Below are 26,577 nucleotides of genomic sequence, written 5' to 3'. Positions count from 1 at the left end.
ATGGAGTTCCAGATGGCCATTGGCGAAATCATCAATCACGACGGCGTTCGCGGGAAGGGTTTCGCCGCGCGGCGCTGGCTGAACCTCGCCATCCTCGCCTGTGCCGCCTTGCCGGTGGTCGCGGGACTGGGAGTGGCGCCGGCGCGCGCCGAATATCCCGAAAAGATCGTCAAGATCGTGGTGCCCTTCGCAGCCGGTGGCGGGACCGACATCATCGCGCGAACGACAGCGCAGGACATCCAGGCGGATCTCGGCAAATCCGTCATCGTCGAGAACAAGCCGGGCGCCGGGACCATCGTCGGAACCCAGACTGTGGCCACGAGCGAGCCCGACGGCTATTCGTTGCTGATGGCGACCTTCGCACACGCGGTCAACCCGAGCCTGTACAACAAGCTGCCGTTCGATCCGCACAAGGATTTCGCGGCGGTCTCGCTGATCGCGCGGTCGTTCAATATCGTCGTCGTCAATCCGGCATCCAAGATCAACTCGATCTCCGATCTGATCGCCGAGGCCAAGGCGAATCCGGGCAAGCTCAATTACGGTACGTTCGGCACCGGCACTTCGGCTCATCTCGCCGGCGAACTGTTCAATGCGATGGCGAAGGTCAAGATGACGGCGGTGCCCTACAAGGGCGCGGCGCCTGCGATCAGCGATCTCCTCGGTGGGCAGATCGACGTGATGTTCACCACCGTGGCAAGCGCGGCCTCGCTGGTGGCCGCGGGCCAGCTCCGCGCGCTTGCTGTCACATCCGCCGAGCGTTCGGCCGCGTTTCCGCAGTTGCCGACCGTCGCCGAGGCGGGGGTGCCCGGCTATGCTGCAGAGTCGTGGTACGGATTGTACGCTCCGGCCAAGACACCCGCTCCCGTGATTGCACGCTTGAATCAGGCGGTGGCAAAGGCCGTTCAGTCCGGTGGTTTCAAGCAACTCGAGGCGAACGAAGGCCTCATCATGGTTGGGGGCTCTCCGGAAGGGCTCGATCGCTACGTCCGGCAGGAAGAGGACCGCTGGCGCAAGCTGGTCAAGGACGCGAACATCGAGGTGCAATAAGTAGCCGGTTGATGAGCTGAATCAGTGTGCTCTCCAACTCTTCAGGAGAGCTGATGGTGATGCCTTCCTTGTAATACGGCTCGACCGGATGGCCGATGCCTATCGCCGCAAGTCTGATGTCGCCGGCCTGCTCGATCTCGCCGGTGACGCGACGCAAATGGTGGTTCAGATAGCCGTCGCCATTCGCTTGCAATGTGGAATCGTCGACCGGCGCACCGTCGGACAGCACGATCAGATGTTTCCGCCTTTCTTCGCGCCGGCGTAAACGCCACGCGGCCCATTCGATGGCCTCGCCGTCGATATTGACGAGGTCTGGCCGCAGCATCGCGGCGCAGTGTCGCGCGCTCAACGTCTCGCCGGCGCCGCAATAGATGATGTGCAGCAGGTCGTTCAATCGCCCGGGATGGGGGCGGCTGGCGGTCGCTCAGCCATTTTTTCCGGCTCCGGCCGCCCTTCCAGCGCGCGGTCGTGAAACCGAATCGGCTTTCGGCGGATCGGGCGCACGCTCGTCGCTGTGCGCCCGCAAGGGAACCGGCTGGTCGGTTCTCGACCCGTCGTCAGAGCGGGTCGCGGATCAACGGCGCGGTGGAGCAATGGATGCCGCCGCCGCCGAGCGCGACCTTGTCGTAAGCGACGACGCGGGTGGTCACGCCGGCCTTGGCGAATTTCTCCATGGTCCGCGGCGAAATTCCTTCGGGCACGATCACGTGCCCGGGACGAACCGCAAGGCAATTGATCACCCAATTCTGGTCGTCGGGGCAGACCTCGATCTGGCGGATCTTTTACTGGAAGGCGAGGAACCGCTGCGTCGCGAGAAGAACGCTGACAGTACCATTCAGGTCTCCCGTGGCTTTTTTGCGTGTCCTCATTGTAGCGAGACCTTTTTGCATCGCATTTGGCGTTTCAATGGCTGGAAGTGGTGGGAAGACCTCCGGCACATGGTCACTGAACACGGCATGAAGGTCGATGCGGAATTTGAGAAATTCATAGCGAAAGAAATCAAATGGTCGGCGCAAAAGACGGTGAAACTCGAGAAGCCTCCCGGGCGGTGAGCGAAGTTTCACACTCGGCCGACGATAAAAGGAGCGGGTATCGCAGTGAGGCGAAGCAAGGGCTGCGACGAAGATCCACGCGCGCAAGTGACCAGTTTACCAGTTCCCAGAACAAACACGCAGCGACAGCGTGTTCCCGAACTGTATAGTCAGTTAGCTTTGTATGGAATTGCGAAGGGTCCCTCCACGGCATGGTCCTTTCGGAGATTGTCTTCCTTGTCAGCGCCACGCATGACGAGGAATAAGGCCGTCTCAGGCCAACCGAGGAATCGATCAATGAATTCGACTCATCGAACGATTTGAAAACGCGAGTGTATGCATGAACGGAACACGCAGTAACTCAAAATACGGGCTTCAAGCATTGGACGGGCAGCAGAAACAAGAGCACCGCGCATATATTATGGGCCTCGACGGACATATCGAGCTTCGCATCGATCTATTGTGCGAGGACGAAATCGAAGCCAAGAAGCGCGCCAGATCCTTAGCTGACGGGTGCGACGTAGAACTATGGTGTTAAGATCGAAAGATTGCGGAATTCAAGAGTGAGTAAGGCCGCCTCAGTTGGCGGCCGCTTTCGTGCTCATCATCCTGCTACGTCACCTTCTGGCCCGTCGCTTGCGTGAATGCGGTGCAGCCGGCCTGTCCTCACGCCCAGCTCTAGTCTTCAGCCGACGATGTCACGGTCGATCGCAAAATCATCAAGTAGGAGTGAAGTGCCTCCCGAAAGCAGGGTGGCGATCAGCTCTGCCGCGAGAAAGCTGAATGTGATGCCATTCCCGCCGTAGCCGAAAGCAGCAAAGACATTCTTGCAACCAGGGACTCTCCCAATCAGGGGTAGCCCGTCACTGGTGGTATCGAAGGCGCCCGACCAGTTGAAGGCCACATCGCCGGATGCCTGCGGCCAAAGCGCTTTCAGATATGCCCTGAGCGCCTTCACCTTGTCCGGCGTCGCTGCATCGCGGGCGTGTGGCTGAATGAGCGTGTCATCATCCTCACCACCCACGATGATCCGGCCGTCCGTTGTCGTACGCGCATTATGATAGTTCTGAGACGCCTCCCAGATCAGTGCTTGCTCAGGCCAGAGATTGTGTGGCTGCGGGACCGTTGCGATCGCCCAACTGGACGCTGGTTTTTGGGCTCTGGGTCGCACAATGTCCGGCATCACATAACCGGTCGCAAGCACCACGTCGCGCGCCTCAACCGACAGTCCGGCCTCAAGACCGACAGTTACGCCTGATGCGCTGCCGTCAAACGCAATCGCATCGGCTTTGAGCAGACGAGCGCCGCGCTTGACAGAAATGCCGAGCAGGCCGCGCGTCAGTCGCACGGGATCGGCGTCGGCTGCATCGCTTGACAGGATCGCGGCAGCCCGGCCGACCGTGAAACGCTGCAGCAATCCGGCATAGTCGAGCAAGTGTGACGGCAAATCGGCGCGGGACCTGACTGCATATTCGTCGTTGATGAGTTTTGGACTATCGCCCATGGCAAGATAGAGCGAAAGACGCGGCCGCATCTCGCAGGGAATTCCATAATGCGCGACGAGCGACATCAATGCCCGCGTTGCACCGTGGCTCGCGCGATAGCAGCGAATTGCCTTTTCAAAACCGTAGAGCTGCGTGAGTTCGAGAAGCGGACGGTCGATTTCCCACAGCAGCATCGCCGTGCTTGCAACCGTGCTACCGAGGCTCGGCAGCTCACGATCGATCACCACCACTTGCCGGCCCTGCCGGGTCAGGCGTTCAGCGACCAGAGCGGCGGTGATGCCGGCGCCAACGATCAGCACATCGCAGCGGAAACTCTCGGTCACAGGCTTGATGTTCGGGGGTGGTAGATTGGCCCACGGCGAATATGGGCTTCGCAGGTCGTCCTGTTCGATGTTGTCATCTCTAAAGATAGGACGCTCCCACAAACGCTCGGGCACCGTAAGGGCAACTCATCAAAGGTTGTGGCGTTCCCTACGTGACGGCGCAGCTGAGGGATTGTGGACCTCAAATGGGATCCGGCGCCCTCGTTTAGCAACGATACTCCGCTCCGCTGGTTGAAACTGCAAAGTCGCGGAGCCCTTCATGGCACATCGAGACAAGACTTCCGTATCCCGCCGGCAAATCGTCCGCGCGGCGAGCGCGACGCTCGCCGCGGCTTCGCTGGCATCTTCAACAGCGAAAGGAAACACTGATATGGCCGAGCAGGACCTGGTCGATCCCGTCACCCGCTATCCGAAGCCACCATTCAAGAAGCAGTCACAGCCCTGGCCCGGCCTCGCCGGCAAGATGGAGCCGCGTCCCGATCACGGCGAGACCAGCTACAAGGGCTCCGGGCGGCTCGCCGGCCGCAAGGCGCTGATCACAGGCGGCGATTCCGGCGTGGGCCGCGCGGCCGCGATCGCATATGCACGCGAAGGCGCCGATGTCGCCATCAACTATCTGCCCGCGGAAGAGCCCGACGCACAGGAGGTCATCGCCCTGATCAAGAAGGAAGGCCGTACCGGCCTTGCGCTTCCCGGCGACCTCAAGGAGGAAGCCTTCTGCAAGAAGCTGGTCGAGCAGGCTATGCAGGGCCTCGGCGGTCTCGACATCATCGTCAACAACGCCGCTCGTCAACAGACGCGCACCTCCATCCTCGACGTCTCGTCGGAGGATTTCGACGCGACCATGAAAACCAACATCTACGCACCGTTCTGGATCATCAAGGCAGCACTGCCGCATCTGAAGCCCGGCTCTTGCATCATCGGCACGACGTCCGAGCAGGCTTACGATCCCTCACCCGATCTCTACGAGATCACGGGTAGACCGGGGTCGTGTTCTCGAGAATGTTCGGCGATCTTCCATCCGCCGATGCCGCCGGCAACCTGACGTCGGTGACCAGAACGTCGACAACCGGCCGCCCGCACCACGCCAATGCCTCTGCGCCATGCGCCGCGTAGTCGTATCCTTCCTCTCGCCAAGTTTCCACGACGAGCTCGCGTATGAGGCGTCGTCCTCGACGACGAGCATCGCACTGGCGGCTCCTTCAACTGACGGGTGGAGCGCTTCTGCCGACAGCAGGCGCGTTGTCCGCCGCGGCAGGCCCGCTCTCGCAAGCGGGCTCGCCGGTAACCGTCAGAACCCGGAATAGTAGTCGTTCACCGCTCTCGCGCGTCCCGGGTCGTTCCAGTCCCAGGCATTGTCGTTGCCGTACTTCGGCGCGCCCTGAAGCCTGTCGGCGGTAAGATTGGTCCGGTAGCCGCCGAGACCTGTGTCGTACTTCAGCGATTGCCAGGGCAGGGGGTAGTGGTCGTCCCCGATGCCGAGGAAGCCACCGAAGCCGAGAACCGCGTACGACACTTGGCCGCTGACCTTGTCGATCATGACGCGCTCGATCGAACCGATCTTCTGGGCGTCGGACCCATAGACCGCTGTGCCTTCGACCTTGTCGCTACCGATCAACGTACCTGTTTCACGCCTCTCCGTTTCCATCGTCATCTCCTCCTAAAAGACACTGACGCACGACAACTGTGATCGAGAGGCACTCGTTCCTACGTTTTAAAGGTCGGCGGGAGAGCTATGGAAAAGCGAGCGGCGCGGCAAAAACTGAGCTCGTACTTCGCGCGTCGCGATGAAATTCACCACCCCGACAACCGGCGCAGCACAGGGTCACAGGATTTCCAGCCTGTGACCCTGTGCGGCAAAATGAGGTTAAGGTAGTGGCCGGGGATCCGCGACGCGGCTTTTGTGCCATCGATTGGAATGAGCCATCCACTCGGAAATCGGCTCGCCATCGCGATGCCGGCCCCCAGCTTCTGCGCCAGCCCAAGCCGCCGCGGCCCCGAACAGCAACGCTGCAGCCGCCGAGAAAGCGATGATGATGCTCGCCGCGCGAGCCCTCGAGATCGCGCCCTTTGCATTTGCCAACGTCGTATCCACCCGCCTTTCAGCGTCCGATGCTGCAAGCCCGGTCACTGCCGTGACCTGCTGAACTAGATAAGTGCGATCTTCTGGGAGGACGCCGCTGTGACTCGAAGCAGTTGCTAGGATTCGCGCGGCTTCAGCACGCTCACCCGTCAGATCAACGTTCGGCGGCCGCCGGGGCGCACGGAAGAGATGATCAAGCTCGTAACTTAGGACCGACGGTTCGGTCGCGGACGGCGGTTGAGTCGCTGCGGACGGGCGGTTTGCAGCACCCGCTATCAGCGCGGTCAGAACAGCTCCGATTAAGACTGCGAGCGCCCAGGCAGCGACACCATGCAGTCCGTCACGCGTCTCGATGTCATCGGTTGCGGAAGCGTAGGGCGGCCGTACGCGCCCGGCAAAATAACCGCCGCAGCCAAAACTGATGAGGGACTGAAAGATGAGGTAAACGCCCGAGAGCAGCCATAGCGCGACGGAAGCATCTCTCCAGGTCGGCGCAGCGGAGGCCATGCCCAGTCCGAGTGCTGTTCCAAAGGAGATGAGTATCAGGGACAAGGCCGTAGCGACGAATGCTCCAACAACGATGGGTGTCCACTGCAAACCCCAGGGCCTGGTTAGGTTGGATGCGGTGACTGTCTCGGCTTCAATCCCGGAGAGCGTTTCAATGGCCATGGCGTCTACCGGAGACCGAGTAGAGACAAAATGAACATGACGATGACGATCAGGCCAACGAGATAGATGATGCCATTCATGCGAAGTCCTCCTCTTCGCCACTTCAATGCCAGGCGTGCGTGAGGGTTCCTCTATCCAGACGTTTCCCGCCAGGTCGCACACCCGCGCGACCCCGGTCGTAAAAGAACAGCCGCGTTGCCGGGGCAAGGCAACGCGGCTGGGAAGCAAATCCCCGGAGGAGCCAGGCTTACTTCCTGTTGCTTTTGGGGCCGCCCTGATCGCTGCCGGGACCAGAGCCGCCCTGGCCGGACGCGTCTCGGATGCGCAGGCATTGCCGTATCTCGGAATTGGTTATGCGCGTCCGGAGTTTGCCGAATTTTCCCAGTAACTCGGGAACTTTCGGCTTGTGTGCACTTTGTAACGTCCAGTGCTCGTGTGCCCGGGGAGACTTTTGACTAAATGCCACCGATCGTCATGGTGATTGAAGACGACGATGCGATCCAAGGCCTTGTCGAAGATCCAGAAACCCTTTGCGCCGCCGCAGCTTACGACTGCGGTCTCTCAGCCTCTTAACGGGCTCTCGGTGGCCGGTGCGAGCAGGGATTGAGGCAAGACATGACGCAAGCATCGATATTCCTTGTCGAAGATGAAGCGCTCATTCGAATGATGCTTGTCGAGATGGTTGAGGAATTGGGGCACAGAGTCATCGCCGAGGCGGGAAGCGTAGATCAAGCGCGAGCTCTTGCAGAACTTGAGGGCTATGATCTCGCGATCCTCGACATCAATTTGCAAGGCATCAACGTGCAGCCAGTTGCCGAGGTAGTGAGGGGCCGGGGGCTGCCCTTCTTTTTCTTGAGCGGTTACGGAAGTGCAGGTCTGCCCGACGGATTTGAAAAAATGCCTGTCCTCGTCAAACCCTGTACGCCGGTTGCGCTCAAGCACACAATCGATGCAGTCCTACTGAATGGAGAGCCTGAAAAAACGCAAGACAAGCCTCGGGGAGCAGCGTAAATCTTTAGCGCCTAAGGACGGCTTGCCGCCCAAGTCGTTCAGGGCACGAGGTCTGGCATAAAGCTTATGCCGGGCCTCGTTCTGAACTGTCACAAGACGCCTCAGTGTCGCCAGCCGTCCTTGTCGACCTCCACCCGAAAGCCTTCCGGCATGCGCGGCACTTCACCTTCGCCAGCAGCATTGCAGGCCGGGCAGGGTGCGCCGGCGCCGCCACAGCTGCAGGCGCGCGGGCCGTCCCAGGGGCGGTCCGGGTGGTTCTCGCAAACCCAGCCGAGATCGTCACAGTTGACGCACGTCGTGGCCGTGGCGCCGGCTGCCGCCCGGCTTATTCTCGCTGGACATCAGGCGACCCCGCTGCATGTCGAAGCGCCTTGTGGCGTTGGCGGCGATGAAGTCTTGCAGCGCAGGTGAGATCTCGGCGTCGATGTCGGCTGCGCGCTGGGCCAGTGCGTCGGCGACTTCGGAAGTAGCTTTCCGCGACCACCCCTTGACGGGATTGAAGGATACAATTCGGACCGGATAGGCGTACTGGCCGGACAGGAGATTTTGCAGGATGATATCGAGGTCGGTGTCAGCCTCGTCGGTCTCGCGCCAGGCGCAACCGGCACGCGCGCCAAAGTCTTCAAGCACCAGATAGATGTCGCGGTCGAGGCGGTCGGCCGGTACGATCGAGGGCGAGGAACGCATACGCTACTCCGATACAAGGCGAAGAGAACGACCCGGGCTGCGGGGGGACGGGCCGCAGGATCTGTCTTAAGACGGCGCCTGTGGCTTCTCATTCGGCACCTTCCGTTCGCCGCCGCATTGTCCGCGATGGGCGACGCTGATTTTGTGAGATATCTGCGCCAAGCGCAGAATTGCCTGGATGAGGCTGAGAAGGCGACGCGAGACGCCGACAAAGAGGCCTGGCTGAAGCTTGGGGAAGAATGGATGGAGATGGCGCGCAAGGCTCAAAGGCAGAGGCCGCGCGAGCAGTAGGCTCGGCGGGAGGGCGACAAAGTTCAATTCCGGGAACTGAATCTCTTTGGGACCGTTATGAGTCGTCGCTAGCCTACTCAAGGAGGCCGCTGTGCCGGAGCGCCGTAGAGTGAAACAAACCCGCTCCCTTGAAGAACGAATGGCCGATCAGGCCGCCGAACTCAAAGAACGGGCTCACCAGTTGCCCGCTGGGGCGGAGCGTGAAGCCCTGCTTAAGCGAGCCGGGATTGCCGAGACGGGCTCGCATCTAAGCGATTGGCTGCGTTCGCCGGGCCTGCAGCGGCCCAACTAGGACTTTCAGTTTGACACTTTGACACTGGCCTGTTTCCGACCTCAGCCGACCTTCCGAACCATCGCGACCAAATGAGCTTTTCAAGCTTTTCTTAATGACGGCCCTGGGCGGAAGTGGCTAAAATTGTGGGTGCAAACCCTACGGTTAGGACCCGTATGCACGAGGCCAGTCATGAAGCACCGTCGCCGGTTCAAGCAAACCCAATCCCTCGAAGAGCGCCTTGCCCAGGAAGCCGAACGCCTAAGAGAGCAAGCTAAGAAGCTCCCGCACGGTTCTGAGCGCGAAACCCTCCTACGCAAAGCCCGCCAAGCAGAGACCGGCTCGCATATGAGCGAGTGGTTGAGATCGCCCGGGCTGCAGCCGCCAACCTGATTGCTCTCGACATGAGCGAGAAGGAGCTACCCAAGAAGCTTACTGCTCAAAAGGAGCAGGAGTGGCTAAAGGAGCTGCGCAAGATGATCGGCGAGGACATTGAGGGGCTGCGCGAGCTCATCTGTAAATTTCGCCAGAAGCTGCATTGAGGCCGCCTCAGTTGGCGACCTCTCCGATGGCTCGAATATCTGCGAATAGCTCAGGTGCCCCGGGTTGCAGCCGGCAAGTGGGCGCTGACAGGGCGCCTAATGCTGTGGTAAAATCAGCCGAAGGGAAAGTACGCGCGGCGGGGAGTGCCATGCGGGACTATCAAGCGCAATTAGAAAAGCTGCGGACCGACGCGGCCGAGTGCAAGCTCATTAGCGATCTTGCCACTGACAAAGCCAAGCGCGACTTGTTCGAGAGGCTGGCCAACCATCTCACGGTTCTTGCCGATCAGGTCGAGGCGGCCATGCTCGAACGCAAGGTCCGTGACGGAACTTAAACTGGCCCAATCTGCATAGACGCTCGTTCCGGTTAAGCGCATGGTCCCGTCTCAAGATCGCGAGGATCAGCATGACCGAGCGGCTTATTCAGGCGGGCATAGTCACCGTAGGCAGCGTCAACGCTGGCCTTATCATTTGGTTGATTCTGGAGTTTTGAAGCCGCCTTTTGGCAGCTTCTAGGCTAGAGCCGACCAAATAAAACTTCGGAACAGTTGTTCACTTTGATACTTAGGAACATCGACGCGGCCGCGATGATTCGATGCTCCAAATGATTTTGATAATGGCAGGGCTTGGTAGTGCGCTGATTGCCACCATCGTCATCCTGCTCGAGTGGCGCGCCTTGGTCGGGTACTGGCGCCTCAAGAGGCGGCCGCCCGCAAATATCTCAATCGATGCAAAGTAAAGGCCGCCTCAGTTGGCGGCCTCTTTTTAGGGCGTGTACTCATAAATCCGCGATGTCCGCATATTCGCCAACAGCGGCGCACAAGCCGACATTTCACGAAGGTCCGCTAAGGGCCAAAAAGGCGAATTACACCGGGACCAGCGCAGTGATTTCCGGTCTAGGCAATATGTGCGCGGTCGCTCTCTCCCATTTGTCAACGTGGTTGACGGTAATTGCCCGGAATTGCTCTTCCGCGAACTATTGGATGGAGTCTTCCGGCAACCAGCCATGGTGCATGTGCCTGCGCAAAACTGGTCGTGGCGGTTGAAGTTCGCGCGGGTGCGACCGGCTGCATTAGCGGTGTCATGACGCGCGATATGGACTCCCGAGGTGAACGGCGCCGTTGAAGTTACCATCGCCTGCACCTCTTCCGTAATGAACCAATGGCCGGCCACAGTGCGACCGGCGACGGTGTCGTCAAGCTGGCGGATTGCAGCCGCGGCCGACGATCGTAGTGATGATCTAATCAATCGGGAAAGGCGTTATCCTACAGAGGGAGTATCCTATGAAGTTGGCTCCAACATCAGCACTAGTCATTTGTCTGCTCGGCGCGCCGGGAATTTCGTTGGCCGCGGACGCCAAGGGGGACGTGGAGAAGGCTTACGCCGCTTGGGATGCCGCATTCAATAAGCACGACGAGAAAGCCATCGGCGCCTCCTATGCCGCGACGGCAAAATTGATGCCACCCACACATCAGGTCGCGTCGGGTCCGGCCGAGATCGAGAAGTTCTTTGCCGGACTCTTCGCGAGCGGTGTGACGGATCACAAGTTGGAGATGATCGACGCCGGCGGAGACGACAAGGTTGTCTTCGGCACAGCCAAGTGGAGCGCCACGGGTAAAGACAAGGAGGGCAAGCCGTCTCCCTTCAGTGGTTTAGCGACGCACGTCTTCGAACGCCAAGCCGACGGATCGCTCAAATTGAGGCTGCAAACATTCAACTAAGGCGGTCGAAGCTTAATCGGTCCGGCGAGGCGGTCTTACTGGACACCCAAAAGGGCTACTTGTCCCCGGTGTAAGATATGTTCGGGTTGGGTCAAAACCGGCAATACTCTGGTTGAGGAGAATTCTGCTAAAATTCCAAAAGCCGACTTCGGTGCCTTTTATGAGTACACGCCCTTCTGTAATGGGCCCGATGATGTCAAGCCTCCCGAGTGAATGTCACGCCGCCGAGCTCATGCTTCTGTCCGTGGTCAACGCCTGGCCGCCACATCATGCTGTCAGAGGGAGCGGTGAGCCTATCTAGATACGCGTGGTCCGTCAGAAGACGGCCACTGGGCGTGTAACGGCTTCACCGGATCCACCGTCCCGGCGACGGGACTTCGGGCACCAGGCTCAGTTCAGCCCGGTTGCATTCCAATTCTTCTCCTCGTGTTCTATGCTGCGATCGGGGCCGCGTCGGTCCATCGGTAAGTTGTGCCGTCGACCCAGATTCGATGCAGGATCACTGCGAGCTTGCGTGCCAAGGCGACTTTTGCGCGCTTCGAGCCTCGCCGCTTGGCGACGTCCATCCCCCAGCGCTTAAGTTTTGAGAATCGCGTGATGCGCGATAGCAGAACGTTGGCGGCCTCATACAACACCGTACGCACTATCTCGTCGCCGGCCAGCGTGATCCCGCCCGTGACGTCCTTTTCTCCCGATTGGTATTTCTTTGGCGTGAGCCCGAACAGCGCGCCTGCCGCCTTCGATTTTACAATGCGATGAGGATCATCAATCGCCGATTTGTAGGTAATCGCCACTAGGGGACCAACACCTGGCACTGTCATGAGCCGGCGACAGACCGCATCGTCACGCACCGTTGCCAGCACAGCTTTGTGTAGCCTTCCGTACTCTGCCTTCAAGGCCGATCGTGCCGAAAGCATCGCTATGGCAATGCGTTCCAATGTCGCCTGACCCGCAACCAACTCTCGGATCCGCGCTTCGAAATTCTTCCGCGTCACCGGGCCAACCTTCAGCCCAAAGCCACGCAAAATCCCGCGGATACTTAACTCCACATCGATAAGTCGCCCAAGAAGCTGTTTGCGCGCAACCAGCAGCGCTCGGATCTCTTGAGCCCCTATCGACTTTGCGTGCACCGCGCGGAACCATCCCATCCGGATCAACTGGGCAATTCCGCGTGCATCCTTGCGATCCGTCTTCACTGTCATCGCCGACAATGCTGCCTTCACATGCCGTGTTTCCAGCAGAACCGTCTCGAATCCTGCTCTTTGCAGCCCCGCATGCAGCCATTGCGACAGTGGCCCAGCCTCCAGCCCGATCCGATTCACTGCAAAGCCAAGCGTCTCGAAAAATTCGACTAAGGCGTCGGGTTCGCTTGCGACCTTCGCCTCCTTCAGGATCTTACCCTGGGAATCCACAACGCATACGCTCGACAGTTCCAACGACACGTCAATTCCGGCATAATTCTCCACGGCTGTCCTCCGTCTCCAGATGCTTGGGGCCGACTCAAGTCGTGACCCCGTTTCATCATCTATCGGGGGGGACAGCCACCATCATGCCCCCTTGCACGGAGCAGGGCCCATTACGGCATCTAGCCGGTGTGCAATTTGCCAGTCAGCAGATATTCACCGGGCGGCGTCAACTTCACGTAAGTGCCGCTCTCGTGCTTCGACAGCCAGCCGCGCTCGATCGCGAATTTGAACCCGGCGCCGAACCCGCTTCCACTGCCCTTCAGCTTGAACAAGAAGGGCGCGTTGATCCTCTCGATATAGATGTGGCCGTCCTGGACGGCCTCGACGTTGGCTGCGAGCTCGACGAGCTTGCACGCCGGCGCTGATCGAGGCGAGCGGATTGCGCAGATCGTGACGCTCGGTTAAGTCTGCGATATCAGCCGAGATGGCGTGGTCGGATGAGTTCGGCTGCCAGTGTGCGGGGATGCCGTGTGAGTGTCAGGGCGATCTAATGAGATTGATGTACCCGACACCTCTCAAGTCATAGCGCAATCACCCACACCGAAAACGCAATGAGCGCCGTGAGGATGATCGCCGCTACATGACCGTCACTTCTCTTTCCGAACGCCCTTATACTTCACAGCGCTCTTCTTGACGGCCATGAACTGCCCGCCCTTCTTGTTGCCGCGCGGCTTCGTCCGTGCGATCAAGGAAAAGCATGGCGGCGGTGACTATGCGCTGATTGCTGAGATCAAGAAGGCTTCGCCATCGAAGGGCCTCATCCGCGCCGATTTCGATCCGCCGGCCCTGGCAAAGGCGTACGAGGCCGGGGGCGCGGCCTGCCTCTCGGTGCTGACCGATACTCCGTCGTTCCAGGGGCATCTCGACTTCATGGTCGCGGCGCGCGCGGCGACCAATCTGCCGGTGCTGCGCAAGGATTTCATGTTCGACATCTATCAGGTCGTCGAAGCCCGCGCTCACGGCGCGGACTGCATCCTGATCATCATGGCCGCGCTCGATGACGCCGCCGCCAAAGATATTGAGGACGCCGCCATCGCGCTTCAGATGGATGTGCTGGTCGAGATCCACGACCGAGCCGAACTCGAGCGGGCGCTGAAACTCCGCTCGCCGATGGTCGGCGTCAACAATCGCAATCTCCGTACCTTCGAGACCACGCTCGCGACCAGCGAGGCGCTAGCGCCGCTTATCCCGGAGGAGCGGCTGATGGTCGGGGAAAGCGGTATCTTCACGCCGGACGATCTGGCCAGGCTTGAGCGTGTGGGAATGTCGACCTTTCTGGTCGGCGAGAGCCTGATGCGTCAGCCCGATGTGACGGCGGCAACCCGCGCGCTGCTGGTGCGGGACACGCCGGCGACGGCGGCGGGAATACGTTCCAGTCGAGTCGCGCCATCCTCTCAATAAGCGACTGCATGACCAAATTGCGGGAAGATGCGGACCTTCAAAACGGTAGTCCAAAGGCGCCTGCGATCGCTGCACGAAGCCGTGTCGGCTCAGGCGACCTCACGCCAGCCGAAGCCGAGGTCGGCAAATGGGGGTAGAGCGGGCCAAAAGAGCTAAGTCTTTACAAGCTCAATGAGATTACAAACGACGAAAATCTAGGGGGTCTGCTGCGGGTCCCCGACTTGAGCCTACCGTTCGACGAGCTGCCGGGTTCAGGCGGACGATCGGAGGGAATATCGCAGATTTGCGTCGTGTGTGGAAAGGCGGTAGCGGTCTCCTGACTCGAACCCCGACGCTAGTCGTTGACGCACCTGCGTTAAGGCGGGTTACGCAGGGGCCGTTGTCGTTAGTAGTGCGACGAATATGAGGGGCAGGTGGAGGCGCGAAGGCGGCTAATGACTCCATGCCTTCATAGTGCCGCGAAGCCACAGCGCCGAGACTTGCCCGGTTAGCTGACCACCGATTGACCACCGAACCGCCCTGAACAAACAGCGATAAAGGTGGTCAACCAGGAGCGAAGTTCACTGTTTTTGTTGAACTTTTCGGTTGCTACTTACGTTCGGGACGCAAGGGGCGCGGGTGCTGGCGGAACGATCAAGCGATTTACATTTCGGCCATAACGTATTGATTTTGCTAGTGCTGTTCTGGTTGCCTTTTACAGCTAAGTGCCTGAAATCTCTTTTAGAGAATGAGACTCTTAATCAGCGGGTCCCAGGTTCGAGCCCTGGTGCGCCCACCATATCGAAAGCCCTATTGGCGCAGGGTTTTTCCATTTCAGGCGACAGAGCAAAGCGCGTCTCGTGCGACGCTTTTGGTGGTCGGACATCGCGCCGTGCGTCGACTTGGCGATGTTCGCGAGATGTTCTTGCTGGTTCGCATCACCGTCGCGCTCGTCATCTCGCATGGTCGCCAGTATCGTCCATGACTTGTCGCACGCCCACAAGAGCGTCGCGTTTCGTCGCAGTTGTGACGTTTCGCTGGCCGACGTCGAGGATGTCCCTGGCGAGATAGGCGCACAAAAACGCTGCCAGCGCCGTGACCATCATGCAGACCGAGACTGGCCAGCTCGCGTCGCCACTCCACTGCACCAGCAGCGTCGAAATCAGTGGCGTAAAGCCGCCGACGACAGCGCCGCTGACTTCTTTTGCGAAGACGAGACCAGTGTAGCGGATCCGCGTGTCGAACAGCTCCGAATAGAACGCCGCGATGGATCCGGAGATCGATGCGACGCCGAAAGACAAGCCGACGATGCCTCTGTTGATTTCCGAATTACGGAATTTCAAAGAGGTGGCCCGGGCGGAATATGGAAAGACGTCTTACCTAAACAGCGGCGGACTGTTCTGCGGCGCAACATCCTCGCCGGGCCGCTCGATTGCTGCCGCCGCCGTCAAGCGGGCGATGACACAGCGCGCAGATTGACGGACGCGTCTTCATAATCGCGTTTTCGCCGACCCGCATGCTGCTCCTTACCTGCAGCTCCTTGATTTGAATCAGGGAGCATCGCGCCAAATTTGGGATGCTCGGCACACGACGGGGATTGGCTGCCTAGAGGATTTCTACGTAGTGGCTTATACTGATTGCGTGGTCGGTGTGTCGCGGCGGTAGGCTAAATTTATCGGAGAGTTGTCTGCATATGCCAGGAAACTAGCGGTGCGAAAGTTAGCACTGCAGGAAGGCGAGTGTATCATGTCCCTTCAGGAGACACCGGTCAGCCGACATGTTCGAAATGCCTCCGGAGGATCGAGGCATGCGCGCAAGGCGAATTCCGAACGGCTCGCTCTGCAGGAAGAAGTTCATCGTCAAATTGCGTCGGAGCTTCACGATTCAACGTGCCAGCATCTGGTGGCGGCGAGCCTCATTCTGATGCAAGTAAGGAGTGCGCTAGGCGATCCTCTGAAGGCGACGAGACATTGCGATCAGCTCGACATCTCGATCGATCGCGCTATGAAGGAATTGCGGTCCCTCACATATCTGCTTCACCCTCAGGACCTGTTTGAAGGAGGGCTCAGGACGACAATCGAGCAATTCGCAGAAGGGCTCGCAGCCCGAACGCCGCTGAATATTGAGGTCTCGATATCGTCCGCGGTCGACGGCCTGCCATACGGGGCGCAGCGAGCGTTGCTGAGAATTGTTCAGGAGGCCCTCACGAACGTTTACCGTCACGCCAAGGCGACACAGGTCGTCATAACTATCGGGACGAGGGACAGGAAGTTCAAGCTCGAGGTCCGAGACGACGGACAAGGCATGGTCGCTGCAGATGGCGCATGCCGCTTTCGTCCGTGGGCACCCGGAGCGGGAATCCGTATCATGCGAGCTCGATTGCAAGAGATGGGAGGGCAGCTTGAGATATTATCGGCACCCACAACGCTGCGGCGCGGTACCATCCTGCGCGCGACCTTTCCATGCGCTCTTGCGCGCGAGTGAGATGGCCCGGTTGGAGATGCTGCTGAAACGCAGCGCCCATAGCTCGTCCAGGTTCTCTTGCGACAAGATCATCGAGGCAGCCCTCTCATGAAACGAATTCTCATTGCTGATGATCATGATGCTGTTCGATCCGGGCTACGGGCGGTCCTCGAGCAGCGGCCGGGTTGGATGATTGTCGCCGAGGCGTCCGACGGAAGATCGGCATTTGAGGCCGCTCTCAAAGAGCGGCCCGATGTTGCGATCGTCGACTTCTTCATGCCGCGCATGACGGGACTGGAAATAACTCGAGGAATAAAAAAACATCTCCGCGAAACTGAGGTGCTGATCTTTACCGCGCACGAATCCGGAGTGCTGGCTCAAGAGGCGCTTCAGGCGGGTGCGCGCGCGTTCCTGGTCAAGTCGGACGCAAACAAGCTGCTGTTGGCTGCCGTTGAAGCGCTAATGGCACGTAAGCCATTCGTTGGCGGACGATTTTGTGGTCAGTCGGGTCGAGAAGACGAAGCTGGCGAGGGGCATGTGAAGCTGTCTCCGCGAGAGCGGCTCGTTGTCAAGCTCGTGGCCGAGGGGTACAGCAACAAGGGTATCAGCGCGATGCTGAGCTCAAGCGTGAAGACCACGGAAACGCATCGGGCGTCGGCCATGGGAAAACTGGGGGTCAATTCGATAGCTGGACTGGTCCGCTACGCGATCCGAGCCAAATTGATTGAAGAGTGAACGAAATCAGCGACTGCCGGCCCGCCGCGCTTCGCAACCGATCGCGGCGGTGAAGCAGAGCTGATCGCTGCGGAAGTGCAGCTCTGTCCCTTCCCGTCCGCAGAGGGATCGCGGACGGTCACCTCCACCGCCACCCGCAATGGCGGCGACCGCGATGCCACCAGCAAACCCAACGGCGCCTGCGCGGTCGCGACCGCCCCCAACCGGGGCCATGCGGAGGACCCCACTGCGCCTGCGTCGCGAGATCCGTGGTTATCGCGGCCCGTCCCAGATTTGCGGCGACCGGCATAGCCTCCGCTGTCGCAATGAAACGAACGCCGATTGCGCCGACAGCTGCGGCGGCGACGGCGCCCTGCGCAAGACCAAGGAAGACACGACGTGTGGGAGCGTTCATTGTTCTTCTCCTCTCTTCTTGTTACGTCTTCTTGTTACGCAGTTTCAAGCACGGACAACGGTAGCGGGGAACGGCAACGCCGGCATCCAACGAAACCCTGAGCAACAGGCTCGGCGTATTCCCGCCGTCCTGGATACTCGGGTCATGTGGTTCGCGCCGGGACCGGTCGTGCCTTCGCGCGCTCGCGCAGGCGCTGAAACGTGACGTAGAGCATCGGCACCATAAAAATCCCGATTGAGCTTGCGGCGAGCATGCCGGCAAAGACAGCGGTCCCGACCGCCCTGCGGCTCAGCTCGGCGGCGCCGGTTGCGAGTACGAGCGGGAGGAGTCCGAGAATGAAGGCAACCGAGGTCATCATCACCGCGCGGAACCGCATATGCGCCCCCTGGATCGCGGCCTCCGCAAGCTCTGTGCCGGCTTCCCGTCGTTCCTTCGCGAATTCCACGATCAGGATGCCGTTCTTGGCGGCAAGCGCGATCAGCACCACGAGGCCAATCTGGCCGTACAGATCGAGATTGAGGCCGGCGATTTTAATACCGATATATGATCCTAGAACGCCGACAACGACGGAGAGCAGCACCGGGATCGGGATCACCGTGCTCTCATACAGCGCCACCAGGAACAGATAGGCGAACAGCACGGCGAGCGCGAGCACCATCCCGGTTTGTCCTGCTGCCTGTTGCTCCTGATAGGCGGTGCCGGTCCACTCGAAACTGTAACCTGCAGGCAGCACGTTGTTGGAGATCTCTGCCATCGCTGCCATCGCGGTGCCGGACGAGACGCCTGGCGCCGGGCTGCCGTTCACCGTCACTGAACGATAATTGTTGTAGCGGGTAATGACCTGAGGCCCGGTTACGATCTTGATGCCGGCGAGCGACCGCATCGGAACCATCTGACCCGTGCTATTGCGGACATAGATGCGCCAGATATCGGAAAGGTCGGCGCGATCGAGCGCCTCCCCCTGAACGTTGACCTGCCAGGTACGTCCATAGAGGTTGAAATTGTTGACGTAGATGCCGCCCAGCGTCGCCTGAAGGGCCGTGAAGATATCGCTGATGGTCACGCCAAGCGCCTGCGCCTTACGTCGATCGATGTCGAGATAGATCGATGGATTGGTCGCGGTGAAGGTCGAGAACACTCGCGTCAGCCGCGGATCGGCATTGGCCGCTCCGATCAACGCACCCGTGACACTGGAGATCGCGGCGGGGCTCTGTCCTTCCAGCGCCTGGAGCTGGTACTCGAACCCGCCTGAGGTGGAGAGTCCGATGATCGGCGGCATATTGAACGGCAGTACATTGGCCTGCCGGATTTGTGCGCCGGCTGCGTAAGTCTGCCGGATCAACGCCTGCACCGAATCCGCGGCCGCCTTGCGATCGGCAAACGGCTTGAGGCGCGTCACCACCAGCGCGCTGTTGGGCTCGGACGCCCCGTCAAGCAGGGAGAAACCGATGATGGCCAGAACATGGTCGACGGCCGGCATCTCCTTCAGGACGTCCTCGATCTGTTTGGTGACTTCACTGGTCCGCGCAACGGATGCACCGTCCGGCAACTGCACCGAAGTGAAGAAAGCGCCCTGGTCTTCCTCGGGGAGGAACCCTGTCGGCGTCAGGTGCGACATCCCGAAAATGCCGGCTGCGAGCACGGCGACCAGGATGAGGGAGAGACTGGCCACGCGCAGCAGCCGTCGTACGCCGCTGCTATAGCGATCGCGGATCCAGTCAATGCCGCCAAGAACGTAGCCGATCATGCCGCGCCGGGGTCCAGTATGCCGCAGGAACAGCGCGCACAAGGCGGGCGACAAGGTCAGCGCATTCAGTGCCGAAATCATCATGGCGGCGCTGATCGTCACCGCAAATTGCCGAAACAGCGTGCCGGAAATGCCAGGAATGAAGGCGATCGGAACAAAGACGGAGAGCAGCACCAACGTGATCGCGATGATCGGTGCCGTGATCTGCGTCATCGCCTTCTTGCTTGCCTCGACTGGCGAAAGATCCGGTTCCTCCTCCATCACTCGCTCGACGTTCTCCACGACGACGATGGCGTCATCCACGACGATGCCGATGGCGAGCACCATCGCGAGCAGTGACACGGTATTCGCGGAATAGCCAAGCATCAGCAGCACCGCGAAGGTGCCGACCAGGCTGACCGGTACGGCAATGGCTGGTATCACCGTGGCCCGAAGATTACCGAGGAACAAATAAACCACGATCACGACCAGGACGAAGGCCTCTCCCAGTGTCCGCAGAACCTCCGAGATGGTGTCCCGTACGAAGCTCGTGGAATCGTACTGCACGAGATAGCTCAACCCCGTCGGGAATCGCTTCGATAGCCGCTGCATCGTCGCCGCGACCGCCTGCGCCGTCGTCACGGCATTGGCGCCCGGCGCCAGATAGATCGCGAGAGGCACCGCGGCGCGCCCGTCGATCCGCGCTTCGCTGTCGAGGTTCTGCGCGCCAATCTCGACCCGGGCGACGTCCTTGACGAGCAGCGTCGAACCATCCGGGTTGGCGCGCAGCACGATATTGGCGAACTGGTCGACCGTCGCGAGCCGTCCCAGGGTCTGGACGTTGAACTGGAATTGCTGGTCGTCGCTGATTGGACGCGCGCCGATGCGGCCGACCGGCGCCTGGACGCTTTGCGTTCGAATTGCCGCGATCACGTCCGAGGGCGTGAGATTGAGGCTGGTCAGCCGCTGCGTATCGAACCAAATCCGCATCGAGTAGTTCATCTTGGCGAACAGGTGAGCTTGGCCGACACCGGGCGTGCTGGAGATCGCATCGAGTATGTTGATGATCGCGTAGTTGGTGATGAACAGCGGATCTTGCTGGCCGTCGGCACTGTAAAGCACCAGAAATTGCAGGATCGCCGACGATTTCTTTTGCACGGTCACGCCCTGCTGCTGCACCTCGGTGGGCAATTGCGACAGCGCGCTCTGCACCCGGTTGTTAACATTGACGGTGTTGATGTCGGGATCGGTGCCAAGTGCAAATGACACCGTCAGGGTGTAGCTGCCGTCGTTGCCGCTCGTCGATTTCATATAGAGAGCTCGGTCGACGCCGATCACTTGCGCTTCGAGCGGTTGAGCGACGCTGGCCTCCACGACCTCGGCAGAGGCGCCGGGAAAGGTCCCGGCAACCGTGACCTGCGGTGGCACAATGTCCGGAAATTGCGCCACCGGGATCCGTGTCAGCGCGAGCGCACCTGCAATGGTGATGATGAAGGCCACGACCATCGCAAGTCGCGGGCGATCGATGAACACGGCGGACATCATGGCTTTTTGTCCCCCGGGCGCGGTTCAGTTGAACCGCCATGGTCTGGCTGCGAAGGCGCGTCGCCTGTGCCGGCCTTCATGCTCGACTGGATCAGCGCGCTCGCCGGGCCCGGAGAAACCGCCTGACCCGGACGAACTCTTTGCAGGCCTTCGACGATGACCTTGTCGCCTGCCGCGAGGCCGCTGATGACGGAGGCGATGGTGGGCGTCGATTGCCCCAGCTTGATGCGGCGTTGTTCGGCCTTATCGCCGGCGCCAACGGCGAGGACATAGTCACCCTGCTGGTCGGACAGCACCGCCGAACGCGGGACCGCCAACACTTCGATGGGCTGGACACCTTCCAGCAAGACCGTGACGAACTCGCCGTCAGTCAGTTCGTGAACGGTTACGCCCGCGGCGGACGGCGCGCGCAGGATCGGGTTGGCGATCTCGCCGCGCACGGTGATCGTGTCCGTGTTCTGGGCGATGGTGTTGTCGACAAAATCCAGCTTGCCGGACTTGCCATACATGCGGCCATTGGGCAGCCGCAGCCGGATCACCACGGCTTCCAAGCCGCCCTGCGGACCATAGCGTTCACGTAGTTCAAGCCCCTGGCGCAACGGCACCGGGAAGGTGACGTACATCGGATCCTGGCTGACGATCGTGGTCAGGACGCCCGAGCTGGGACCGACGACATTGCCTTCGGTCACGGCCGTTCGTCCGATCTTGCCGTCGATCGGCGCGCTGATCATGGTGTAATCGAGGTTGATCTGTGACGCATCGACTTGTGCCTGCGCGGCCTGGACCTGGGCTTCCAGGCTGCGTTGGTTGGCGATCGCCGCGTCGTAGGTCGATTGCTGACCGGCCGGCCCGCTGAGCAGCGTACGCGCCCGGTCGGTCGTCAGCTTGGCGTTCTCGAGCATTGCTCGGAGCTGGGCCACCTGCGCCTGCTTTGACGCGAGATCGGCCTCGAACGGACCGCGCTCAAGCCGGTAAAGCGGGTCGCCCTTCTTGAGCTCGGCACCCTCGACGAACAACCGCTGCTCCAGGAATGCGGTGACGCGAGCCACGACATTGACGCGATTGACCGCCTCGATCCGCCCGAGAAATTCGTTGGTCTCGGTGATCGGTCGTCTGGTCGCTTCCACGATGCCGACAGCGGGCGGAGGGCCTGCGGCTGGCTGTGTCCAGCCCGTGCCGCCAGCGATGAATGTCAGGAAACCCGCCGCCAGCATCCTGACCGAGACGTCCGCAAGGTCCATTTTCCGCTCCTTGCTCCGGGGGGCGGGACAAGCCGCTATCCCGGTCCGCGCGGGCCGAGTGTCAGGTTCGTAACGCCTGCCGCAAGGTTCAATCCGATCGATCGCTCGATCGACAGAGGCTGGAGCGTAATCGTCCGGCGAGAGCCTCCGATCAGAACGTTCGCTCCGAGACCGGGGCCGAACGCGACATTGCCGCTCGCCCCCACGTAGTTCCCGCGCAGCGTGCCGGGGCCGACGCGCGAGTTCCTGGCGAAGACGGCCCACGAGAGGGTTCCTGCGCTGGTCACGCCGATGTCGAGACCAACGCGCCTGATCCGTCCGTCGTAGACGTACTGCCGGGCCGGGCGTCTCGTGATGAATATACAACGAAGCTCCTGCGCGGAGCCAAGCACCAGCCCAACGCGCGGAGTGCTGGTGCATACGAGCCGGCCGACCCTGAACGCCTCGGCGCGTGCGGGCAGGGCGTCGGCGCACATCAAGGCGGATCCAGAGATGATCGCAAGAAGCAGGTTAATGCGCATTCAGGCCTCCATTTGACTTCCGGTGTCGGTGGGCGAACTCCCTGGGCTGCGATCCTGGCGAAGCCAGAACGTGATGCCGAGGCCGATCAGCAGGACGGCGCCCAACAGGAAGAAGATGATGGATTGCTGTAACCAGGATATCGCCGGAACCGTGACGCCCATCGCAAGGCCGAGGAAGGCAATTTGCGGCGACAGAAGACTGACGCCCGCGAGGAAGGTGCCGAGCGCAAGTAACGTGAGAAGGACGAGGCTGGTTGCCGGCGTCGGCAACAATTGCTGAACGCCTGACACCAGCATGATGTTCATCGTGACCAGGACGGCAACCCAGTGCAGCGCCTGGGTCCAGATCAGTCGCCACCGGGCCTCCTTGCCATCGACCTCCGGCCATTTGTTGATGACGCACACAACGCCGATGGCGAGCGCGAGAAATTCCCAATAACCAACGAGAGGCTGGTGAGAGGCGTTGGTATAGGCGACGCCCGCGACGGCGAGCACCAGTGCAATGATGTAGGGAAGTTGCTGCCACAGAAAATGTGTCATCCGCGTGTGCGCCGGGGATGGCTCCATTCCATTGTTCCGCTCGGCTCGAATCTCGCTCATGGCGCTCCCATTTGCGGTGGTCCCTTGTTGGACATGCGCCCGCTGTTATCGCCGAGGTAATCCTCGACGTAGAATCTAATGATCGCGACCCGGCCGACGGCGACCAGCGGCATGGCGAGTGCGATACCCATCACGCCTAGCATTGCGCCCAACAGTACGATCGCGACCAATGTCCATGCGGGAGGAATTTCGACCGCCTGGCGCTGGATCAACGGGCCTATCACATAGCCCTCGATCGATTGAATGATTGTGTAGATGACGACGGCCCAGATCAGCAGCGATGCGCCGAGCGGCATCGCGACAAGCGCGATCGGGATCGCGGCAAGGATGGGTCCCAGATACGGAACGAAGTTGGAAAGGCCCGCCTGCAGCCCAAGCACGAAGGGGCCGGGAAGCCCGATCAGATAGAGCGCGACCCACACGCACAGTGTCATTAGGATGATGCGGATCAGCTGTCCGACGAACCACAGCCGCAGGACGTTTCCCATCTCGTTCATTACGGCGCGTGTTCGGGCGCGATAGGAAGGCTTCGCCAGCATCACCAGACTCTCGCGATGGCTGGTGGGATCAAAGGCGAAGAGGATACCGAGGAACGCGATCACCAGCACACCAGTCAGAAAGCTCGACGCTCTGCCAACGACGAGCTGGGCGTGGCTGAAGAACCGGCCTTGATCGGACAGCAGCCATTGCGCAAAATCGCGCCCCGATTCCGGACCAAGCAGATCGACGCCGTAGGTCAGAAGGCGTTGCTGCAAGACGTCGAACTGGGTGTCCATGACCTTCAGCAGGATGCGTGTTTGCTCCGGCAGCTTGCCGCCTCCCCAGACGAGGCCTAGTCCGACCAAGGTGGTGAGCAGCAGCAGCACGAATGTCAGCCGCCAGACACGATTGAGTGGAATTAGTAGCGCCAGTGCGCGTGCGGCGGCATCCAGAAAGGCAGCAAACAGTACGCCTGCGAAGATGATGAGAAGACTCGAGGCGGTTTGCCATACGAGGAAGAGAGCAACGCAAGTGGCGAGCAGGGCGAGACCCGTTGCGAGAAAGCCGCGCCGCCTGTCGGTCATGCCCTGGTCTGGAGGCTCGCGGACCACGACCTCGCGCGGTTGCTCTTGTCCTGTCCTCACGTCGCTCATCGATCGGATGTCTCGGCGGCGGATTGCAATGACGAACTGTCGCGCCCGGGCTCAGGTGCGAACACGGCGGCTGCCATAATGGGGATGCGAGCCGCCGCGATGACGCCAGTAGCGATGCTTGGTGGGGTTCGTATTCGTATTTGGCGCGGCGGTGCTTGGGGCAGGTGTCGTGACCTGCTTTGGCACGGATGCGGCCGGATCGGTCGTCTGCGCCTGGGAACTGGTCGACTGCGCGGTCGCAATCGATCCGGCAAGGATCAAGGCACCGCAGATGGTCCGGACATTCATGTTTGTCTCCAACTGACCCACAACAACACTTCAGATCGAGATAGCGCCGACGGCCAACGCATAGACGCGGACGCGTGCGGCGAGCCCTCAACCCCGGAGATGAGGTGGGCGGAAGGGTCGAATTTGAACGGGGTAGGCCGGCCACCCTCGGTTACGAGACTAGAGGCAGCTTCTCGGTCGGCGCATCAGGGATTCTATGTAGAGGGCGAGGCAGGAAATCGGTCGACCGCCTCTAATGAGGACTTGCCGATCCGGGCGCAGCGGCCGGGGCGACCAGCACGAAGCTTGCGCGGAACAACTCGCCTGCCTTGGCGAGTTCAGTCGCGATATGCCTGGCGTGCAGAACGGCGGCGTCATGGTCGGCGCACTCGCATCCAATTCCGTCCGGACAAAGGCCGTTTTTGTCGACGATGTGAAAGAAGTAGCGCATGCGAACGGATTAGGCCGGTGCGTGACCAGCTTCCAGTGACAAAGGTGTAAGAGTCCAGGCAAAAAGGATGAGAAGCCTGGGGCAACCCAAGGTTACGTTTCGGTAAGTCGCTCTGGCGGATACGGGTATCCCGAGATAGGGTGATATATCTTCCGGCGCTCGGGTGATCATCCGATGTCCCCGCAGGGGCCGGACCGCTAGCTTGGTTTGTTCATGCGAACCAATCCGAGGAGGCAAGCGATGTCGAATTATGATCCGAATCTGACTGCCTCAGGCACTGGTGGCGGCGCGCTTGCGATCGATCCCGGATTGCGCGCCTACATGCTGCGCATCTACAATTATATGGCCGCGGGCGTGGGCCTGACTGCAATTGTGGCGTGGCTGACGTATCAGCTCATGGGTCCCGCATTGCTCGAGAGCCCGTTGATGTGGGTTTTCATCCTGGCGCCACTCGGGCTGGTGTTCTTCATCGGGGCGCGCATCAATACGCTGTCGGTGGAAACGGCGCGCATTCTGTTCTTCGTCTATGCCGCGCTGGTCGGCGTCTCGCTCTCGACGCTGCTGCACATCTACACCAGCGCCTCGATCACGCGCGTGTTCTTCATCGCGGCCGCGATGTTCGGGGCACTCAGCGTCTTCGGCTACACCACGAGGCGCGACCTGTCCGCGGTCGGCAGCTTCCTGTTCATGGGCCTGATCGGCATCATCGTCGCAAGCCTGGTCAATATTTTCCTGAGGTCGACGGGGCTCGATTGGTTGATCTCGATCGTCGGCGTTGGCGTCTTTGCGGGACTTACGGCCTATGATACGCAGCGGATCAAGGCGATGTACGAGAGCAGGGACGATGCGACGACGGCAGGCCGTAAGTCGGTGATCGCGGCACTGTCGCTCTACCTCAACTTCCTCAATCTGTTCATGATGCTGCTGCGCCTGCTCGGCGGTAGGCGGTAGGCGGCTTCAGGCCGCCGGCCGCTCCGCCGCGCTGGCGAGCGCATCGCGCAGGATCTTTTCCTTGGTCTCGTCCAGGGACGTTTTCAACACGACTCCGCCGGCATCCTTGATTTCCTTCAATACCTTGTCTGCCGTCATGTTCTTGATCAGGACGAAGAGCGCGGCGTTGCCGGTGTGGAGCGAAGCGGACAGCTCCTTCATGAAGGAATCGTTGATGCCGAAATCGGACAAGGCGCCTCCAAGCGCGCCGGACGCAGCGCCGACCGCGACACCGATGATCGGATTGAGGAAGAGCACGCCGACCAGGAGTCCCCAGAAGCTGCCGGTAATCGCGCCCGTCGCTGTGGTGTTGACGAGCTGGTTGAGCTTGATGTTGCCGTTCTCGGCCTTGACGGCGATCACGGCGTCACTGATGGTGATCAAATATTCCTTTTGCAGTTTGAGCAGCCGAGTTCGGACTTCTTCGGCCTTTGCTTCGGTCGGGTATACGATCGCAACCAGATCAGACATGGAGACCTCCTGG

29 protein-coding genes and 2 pseudogenes are annotated in these 26,577 nt (G+C 60.6%); 14 read left to right on the top strand and 17 right to left on the bottom strand.

The features are described from left to right. Window positions 1-12 precede the first annotated feature (12 nt). Entirely contained in the window at window positions 13-1,047 is a 1,035-nt protein-coding gene (locus AB7245_RS33650; RefSeq protein WP_439035425.1) for a tripartite tricarboxylate transporter substrate binding protein, read from the top strand. Here the strand turns inward: AB7245_RS33650 and AB7245_RS33645 are convergent. Together AB7245_RS33645 and AB7245_RS33640 are read right to left on the bottom strand one after the other, a co-directional pair. Next, complete coding sequence (locus AB7245_RS33645) at window positions 1,019-1,441, bottom strand: cobaltochelatase CobT-related protein (protein WP_439035424.1); 423 nt, start codon at window positions 1,439-1,441, stop codon at window positions 1,019-1,021. The two genes, AB7245_RS33650 and AB7245_RS33645, sit on opposite strands and share 29 nt — an antisense overlap. A 163-nt stretch (window positions 1,442-1,604) precedes the next feature. Then, entirely contained in the window at window positions 1,605-1,748 is a 144-nt protein-coding gene (locus tag AB7245_RS33640; protein ID WP_439035423.1) for a hypothetical protein, read from the bottom strand. 6 nt (window positions 1,749-1,754) lie between these two features. Between AB7245_RS33640 and AB7245_RS33635 the strand changes: the two genes are divergently transcribed. After that, window positions 1,755-2,099, top strand: a complete 345-nt coding sequence (locus AB7245_RS33635) for a hypothetical protein (protein ID WP_439035422.1) — start codon at window positions 1,755-1,757, stop codon at window positions 2,097-2,099. Window positions 2,100-2,763: 664 nt separating this feature from the next. On the opposite strand, the gene AB7245_RS33630 is transcribed toward AB7245_RS33635, so the two are convergent. Beyond that, complete coding sequence (locus AB7245_RS33630; protein WP_439035772.1) at window positions 2,764-3,882, bottom strand: NAD(P)/FAD-dependent oxidoreductase; 1,119 nt, start codon at window positions 3,880-3,882, stop codon at window positions 2,764-2,766. Window positions 3,883-4,276: 394 nt separating this feature from the next. Between AB7245_RS33630 and AB7245_RS33625 the strand changes: the two are divergent. Further along, window positions 4,277-4,876: pseudogene (locus AB7245_RS33625) on the top strand (SDR family NAD(P)-dependent oxidoreductase); the annotation flags it as partial. Between the two features lie 321 nt (window positions 4,877-5,197). Here the strand turns inward: AB7245_RS33625 and AB7245_RS33620 are convergent. Together AB7245_RS33620 and AB7245_RS33615 are read right to left on the bottom strand one after the other, a co-directional pair. Then, entirely contained in the window at window positions 5,198-5,554 is a 357-nt protein-coding gene (locus AB7245_RS33620; protein ID WP_028160059.1) for a PRC-barrel domain-containing protein, read from the bottom strand. Window positions 5,555-5,773: 219 nt separating this feature from the next. Beyond that, a complete protein-coding gene (locus AB7245_RS33615) occupies window positions 5,774-6,658 on the bottom strand; it encodes a hypothetical protein (RefSeq protein WP_439035421.1) in 885 nt (294 codons plus the stop codon). 615 nt (window positions 6,659-7,273) lie between these two features. On the opposite strand from AB7245_RS33615, the gene AB7245_RS33610 reads away from it, so the two are divergent. Beyond that, a complete protein-coding gene (locus AB7245_RS33610) occupies window positions 7,274-7,669 on the top strand; it encodes a response regulator (protein ID WP_439035420.1) in 396 nt (131 codons plus the stop codon). Window positions 7,670-7,948: 279 nt separating this feature from the next. Here AB7245_RS33610 and AB7245_RS33605 read toward each other — a convergent pair whose 3' ends face one another. Further along, complete coding sequence (locus tag AB7245_RS33605) at window positions 7,949-8,356, bottom strand: hypothetical protein (RefSeq protein WP_439035419.1); 408 nt, start codon at window positions 8,354-8,356, stop codon at window positions 7,949-7,951. Between the two features lie 400 nt (window positions 8,357-8,756). Between AB7245_RS33605 and AB7245_RS33600 the strand changes: the two genes are divergently transcribed. The 5 genes from AB7245_RS33600 (at window position 8,757) to AB7245_RS33580 (ending at window position 11,181) form a co-directional block, all read left to right on the top strand. Continuing rightward, the gene (locus AB7245_RS33600; RefSeq protein ID WP_439035418.1) at window positions 8,757-8,939 is read left to right on the top strand and encodes a hypothetical protein; all 183 of its coding nucleotides are present in this window, start codon (window positions 8,757-8,759) and stop codon (window positions 8,937-8,939) included. Window positions 8,940-9,110: 171 nt separating this feature from the next. Next, window positions 9,111-9,311: a hypothetical protein gene (locus tag AB7245_RS33595; protein ID WP_354112643.1), complete on the top strand. Its 201-nt coding sequence runs from the start codon at window positions 9,111-9,113 to the stop codon at window positions 9,309-9,311. Beyond that, window positions 9,275-9,460, top strand: a complete 186-nt coding sequence (locus AB7245_RS33590; protein ID WP_354112659.1) for a hypothetical protein — start codon at window positions 9,275-9,277, stop codon at window positions 9,458-9,460. The genes AB7245_RS33595 and AB7245_RS33590 overlap by 37 nt, the downstream gene beginning before the upstream one ends. Before the next feature lie 149 nt (window positions 9,461-9,609). After that, window positions 9,610-9,795 (top strand): hypothetical protein, encoded by a 186-nt coding sequence (locus tag AB7245_RS33585; protein ID WP_038934634.1) that lies wholly within the window; start codon window positions 9,610-9,612, stop codon window positions 9,793-9,795. 948 nt (window positions 9,796-10,743) lie between these two features. Further along, the gene (locus AB7245_RS33580) at window positions 10,744-11,181 is read left to right on the top strand and encodes a YybH family protein (RefSeq protein ID WP_439035417.1); all 438 of its coding nucleotides are present in this window, start codon (window positions 10,744-10,746) and stop codon (window positions 11,179-11,181) included. A 431-nt stretch (window positions 11,182-11,612) separates the two neighbouring features. On the opposite strand, the gene AB7245_RS33575 is transcribed toward AB7245_RS33580, so the two are convergent. Together AB7245_RS33575 and AB7245_RS33570 are read right to left on the bottom strand one after the other, a co-directional pair. Next, complete coding sequence (locus AB7245_RS33575) at window positions 11,613-12,647, bottom strand: IS110 family transposase (protein ID WP_439035416.1); 1,035 nt, start codon at window positions 12,645-12,647, stop codon at window positions 11,613-11,615. A gap of 119 nt (window positions 12,648-12,766) precedes the next feature. After that, entirely contained in the window at window positions 12,767-12,919 is a 153-nt protein-coding gene (locus AB7245_RS33570; protein WP_439035415.1) for a hypothetical protein, read from the bottom strand. A gap of 391 nt (window positions 12,920-13,310) precedes the next feature. Between AB7245_RS33570 and trpC the strand changes: the two are divergent. After that, window positions 13,311-14,048 (top strand): annotated as a pseudogene (gene trpC, locus AB7245_RS33565) (indole-3-glycerol phosphate synthase TrpC); the annotation flags it as partial. 932 nt (window positions 14,049-14,980) lie between these two features. Here the strand turns inward: trpC and AB7245_RS33560 are convergent. Beyond that, window positions 14,981-15,328, bottom strand: coding sequence for a hypothetical protein (locus AB7245_RS33560; RefSeq protein ID WP_354077005.1), 348 nt, complete (start codon window positions 15,326-15,328; stop codon window positions 14,981-14,983). On the opposite strand from AB7245_RS33560, the gene AB7245_RS33555 reads away from it, so the two are divergent. The 3 genes from AB7245_RS33555 to AB7245_RS33545 all read left to right on the top strand — a co-directional run bounded on the left by AB7245_RS33555 (window position 15,294) and on the right by AB7245_RS33545 (window position 17,225). Next, window positions 15,294-15,506 (top strand): hypothetical protein, encoded by a 213-nt coding sequence (locus tag AB7245_RS33555; RefSeq protein WP_354077003.1) that lies wholly within the window; start codon window positions 15,294-15,296, stop codon window positions 15,504-15,506. The two genes, AB7245_RS33560 and AB7245_RS33555, sit on opposite strands and share 35 nt — an antisense overlap. A gap of 267 nt (window positions 15,507-15,773) precedes the next feature. Then, entirely contained in the window at window positions 15,774-16,511 is a 738-nt protein-coding gene (locus tag AB7245_RS33550) for a sensor histidine kinase (RefSeq protein ID WP_354115939.1), read from the top strand. An 87-nt stretch (window positions 16,512-16,598) separates the two neighbouring features. Continuing rightward, window positions 16,599-17,225 (top strand): response regulator, encoded by a 627-nt coding sequence (locus AB7245_RS33545; RefSeq protein WP_063981767.1) that lies wholly within the window; start codon window positions 16,599-16,601, stop codon window positions 17,223-17,225. Between the two features lie 536 nt (window positions 17,226-17,761). Here the strand turns inward: AB7245_RS33545 and AB7245_RS33540 are convergent. The 7 genes from AB7245_RS33540 to AB7245_RS33510 all read right to left on the bottom strand — a co-directional run bounded on the left by AB7245_RS33540 (window position 17,762) and on the right by AB7245_RS33510 (window position 25,103). After that, a complete protein-coding gene (locus AB7245_RS33540; RefSeq protein ID WP_439035414.1) occupies window positions 17,762-20,890 on the bottom strand; it encodes an efflux RND transporter permease subunit in 3,129 nt (1,042 codons plus the stop codon). After that, a complete protein-coding gene (locus AB7245_RS33535; RefSeq protein WP_354115937.1) occupies window positions 20,887-22,131 on the bottom strand; it encodes an efflux RND transporter periplasmic adaptor subunit in 1,245 nt (414 codons plus the stop codon). The genes AB7245_RS33540 and AB7245_RS33535 overlap by 4 nt, the downstream gene beginning before the upstream one ends. A gap of 35 nt (window positions 22,132-22,166) precedes the next feature. Next, window positions 22,167-22,652, bottom strand: coding sequence for a DUF992 domain-containing protein (locus tag AB7245_RS33530; protein WP_071911293.1), 486 nt, complete (start codon window positions 22,650-22,652; stop codon window positions 22,167-22,169). After that, window positions 22,653-23,252 carry a hypothetical protein gene (locus AB7245_RS33525; RefSeq protein WP_354076996.1) on the bottom strand — a complete coding sequence of 200 codons (600 nt, stop codon included), beginning with the start codon at window positions 23,250-23,252 and terminating at the stop codon, window positions 22,653-22,655. It abuts the gene before it with no gap. Further along, entirely contained in the window at window positions 23,249-24,385 is a 1,137-nt protein-coding gene (locus tag AB7245_RS33520) for an AI-2E family transporter (protein ID WP_354076994.1), read from the bottom strand. Before AB7245_RS33520 ends, AB7245_RS33525 begins: the two co-directional genes overlap by 4 nt. 51 nt (window positions 24,386-24,436) lie before the next feature. Then, a complete protein-coding gene (locus AB7245_RS33515; protein WP_071911297.1) occupies window positions 24,437-24,673 on the bottom strand; it encodes a hypothetical protein in 237 nt (78 codons plus the stop codon). Window positions 24,674-24,905: 232 nt separating this feature from the next. Next, window positions 24,906-25,103, bottom strand: coding sequence for a DUF6894 family protein (locus AB7245_RS33510; RefSeq protein ID WP_063981773.1), 198 nt, complete (start codon window positions 25,101-25,103; stop codon window positions 24,906-24,908). Window positions 25,104-25,343: 240 nt separating this feature from the next. On the opposite strand from AB7245_RS33510, the gene AB7245_RS33505 reads away from it, so the two are divergent. Next, window positions 25,344-26,054, top strand: coding sequence for a Bax inhibitor-1/YccA family protein (locus tag AB7245_RS33505; RefSeq protein ID WP_063981774.1), 711 nt, complete (start codon window positions 25,344-25,346; stop codon window positions 26,052-26,054). Window positions 26,055-26,060: 6 nt separating this feature from the next. Here the strand turns inward: AB7245_RS33505 and AB7245_RS33500 are convergent, their stop codons facing one another. Beyond that, the gene (locus AB7245_RS33500; protein ID WP_028152030.1) at window positions 26,061-26,564 is read right to left on the bottom strand and encodes a DUF1269 domain-containing protein; all 504 of its coding nucleotides are present in this window, start codon (window positions 26,562-26,564) and stop codon (window positions 26,061-26,063) included. Window positions 26,565-26,577: the final 13 nt, after the last annotated feature.

Source organism: Bradyrhizobium sp. 604_D8_N2_3, assembly GCF_051810765.1.
Classification (GTDB): Bacteria; Pseudomonadota; Alphaproteobacteria; order Rhizobiales; family Xanthobacteraceae; genus Bradyrhizobium; species Bradyrhizobium barranii.
The sequence above is the reverse complement of the archived record's forward strand: the minus strand, read 5'-3'. Positions and strand labels throughout refer to the sequence as shown.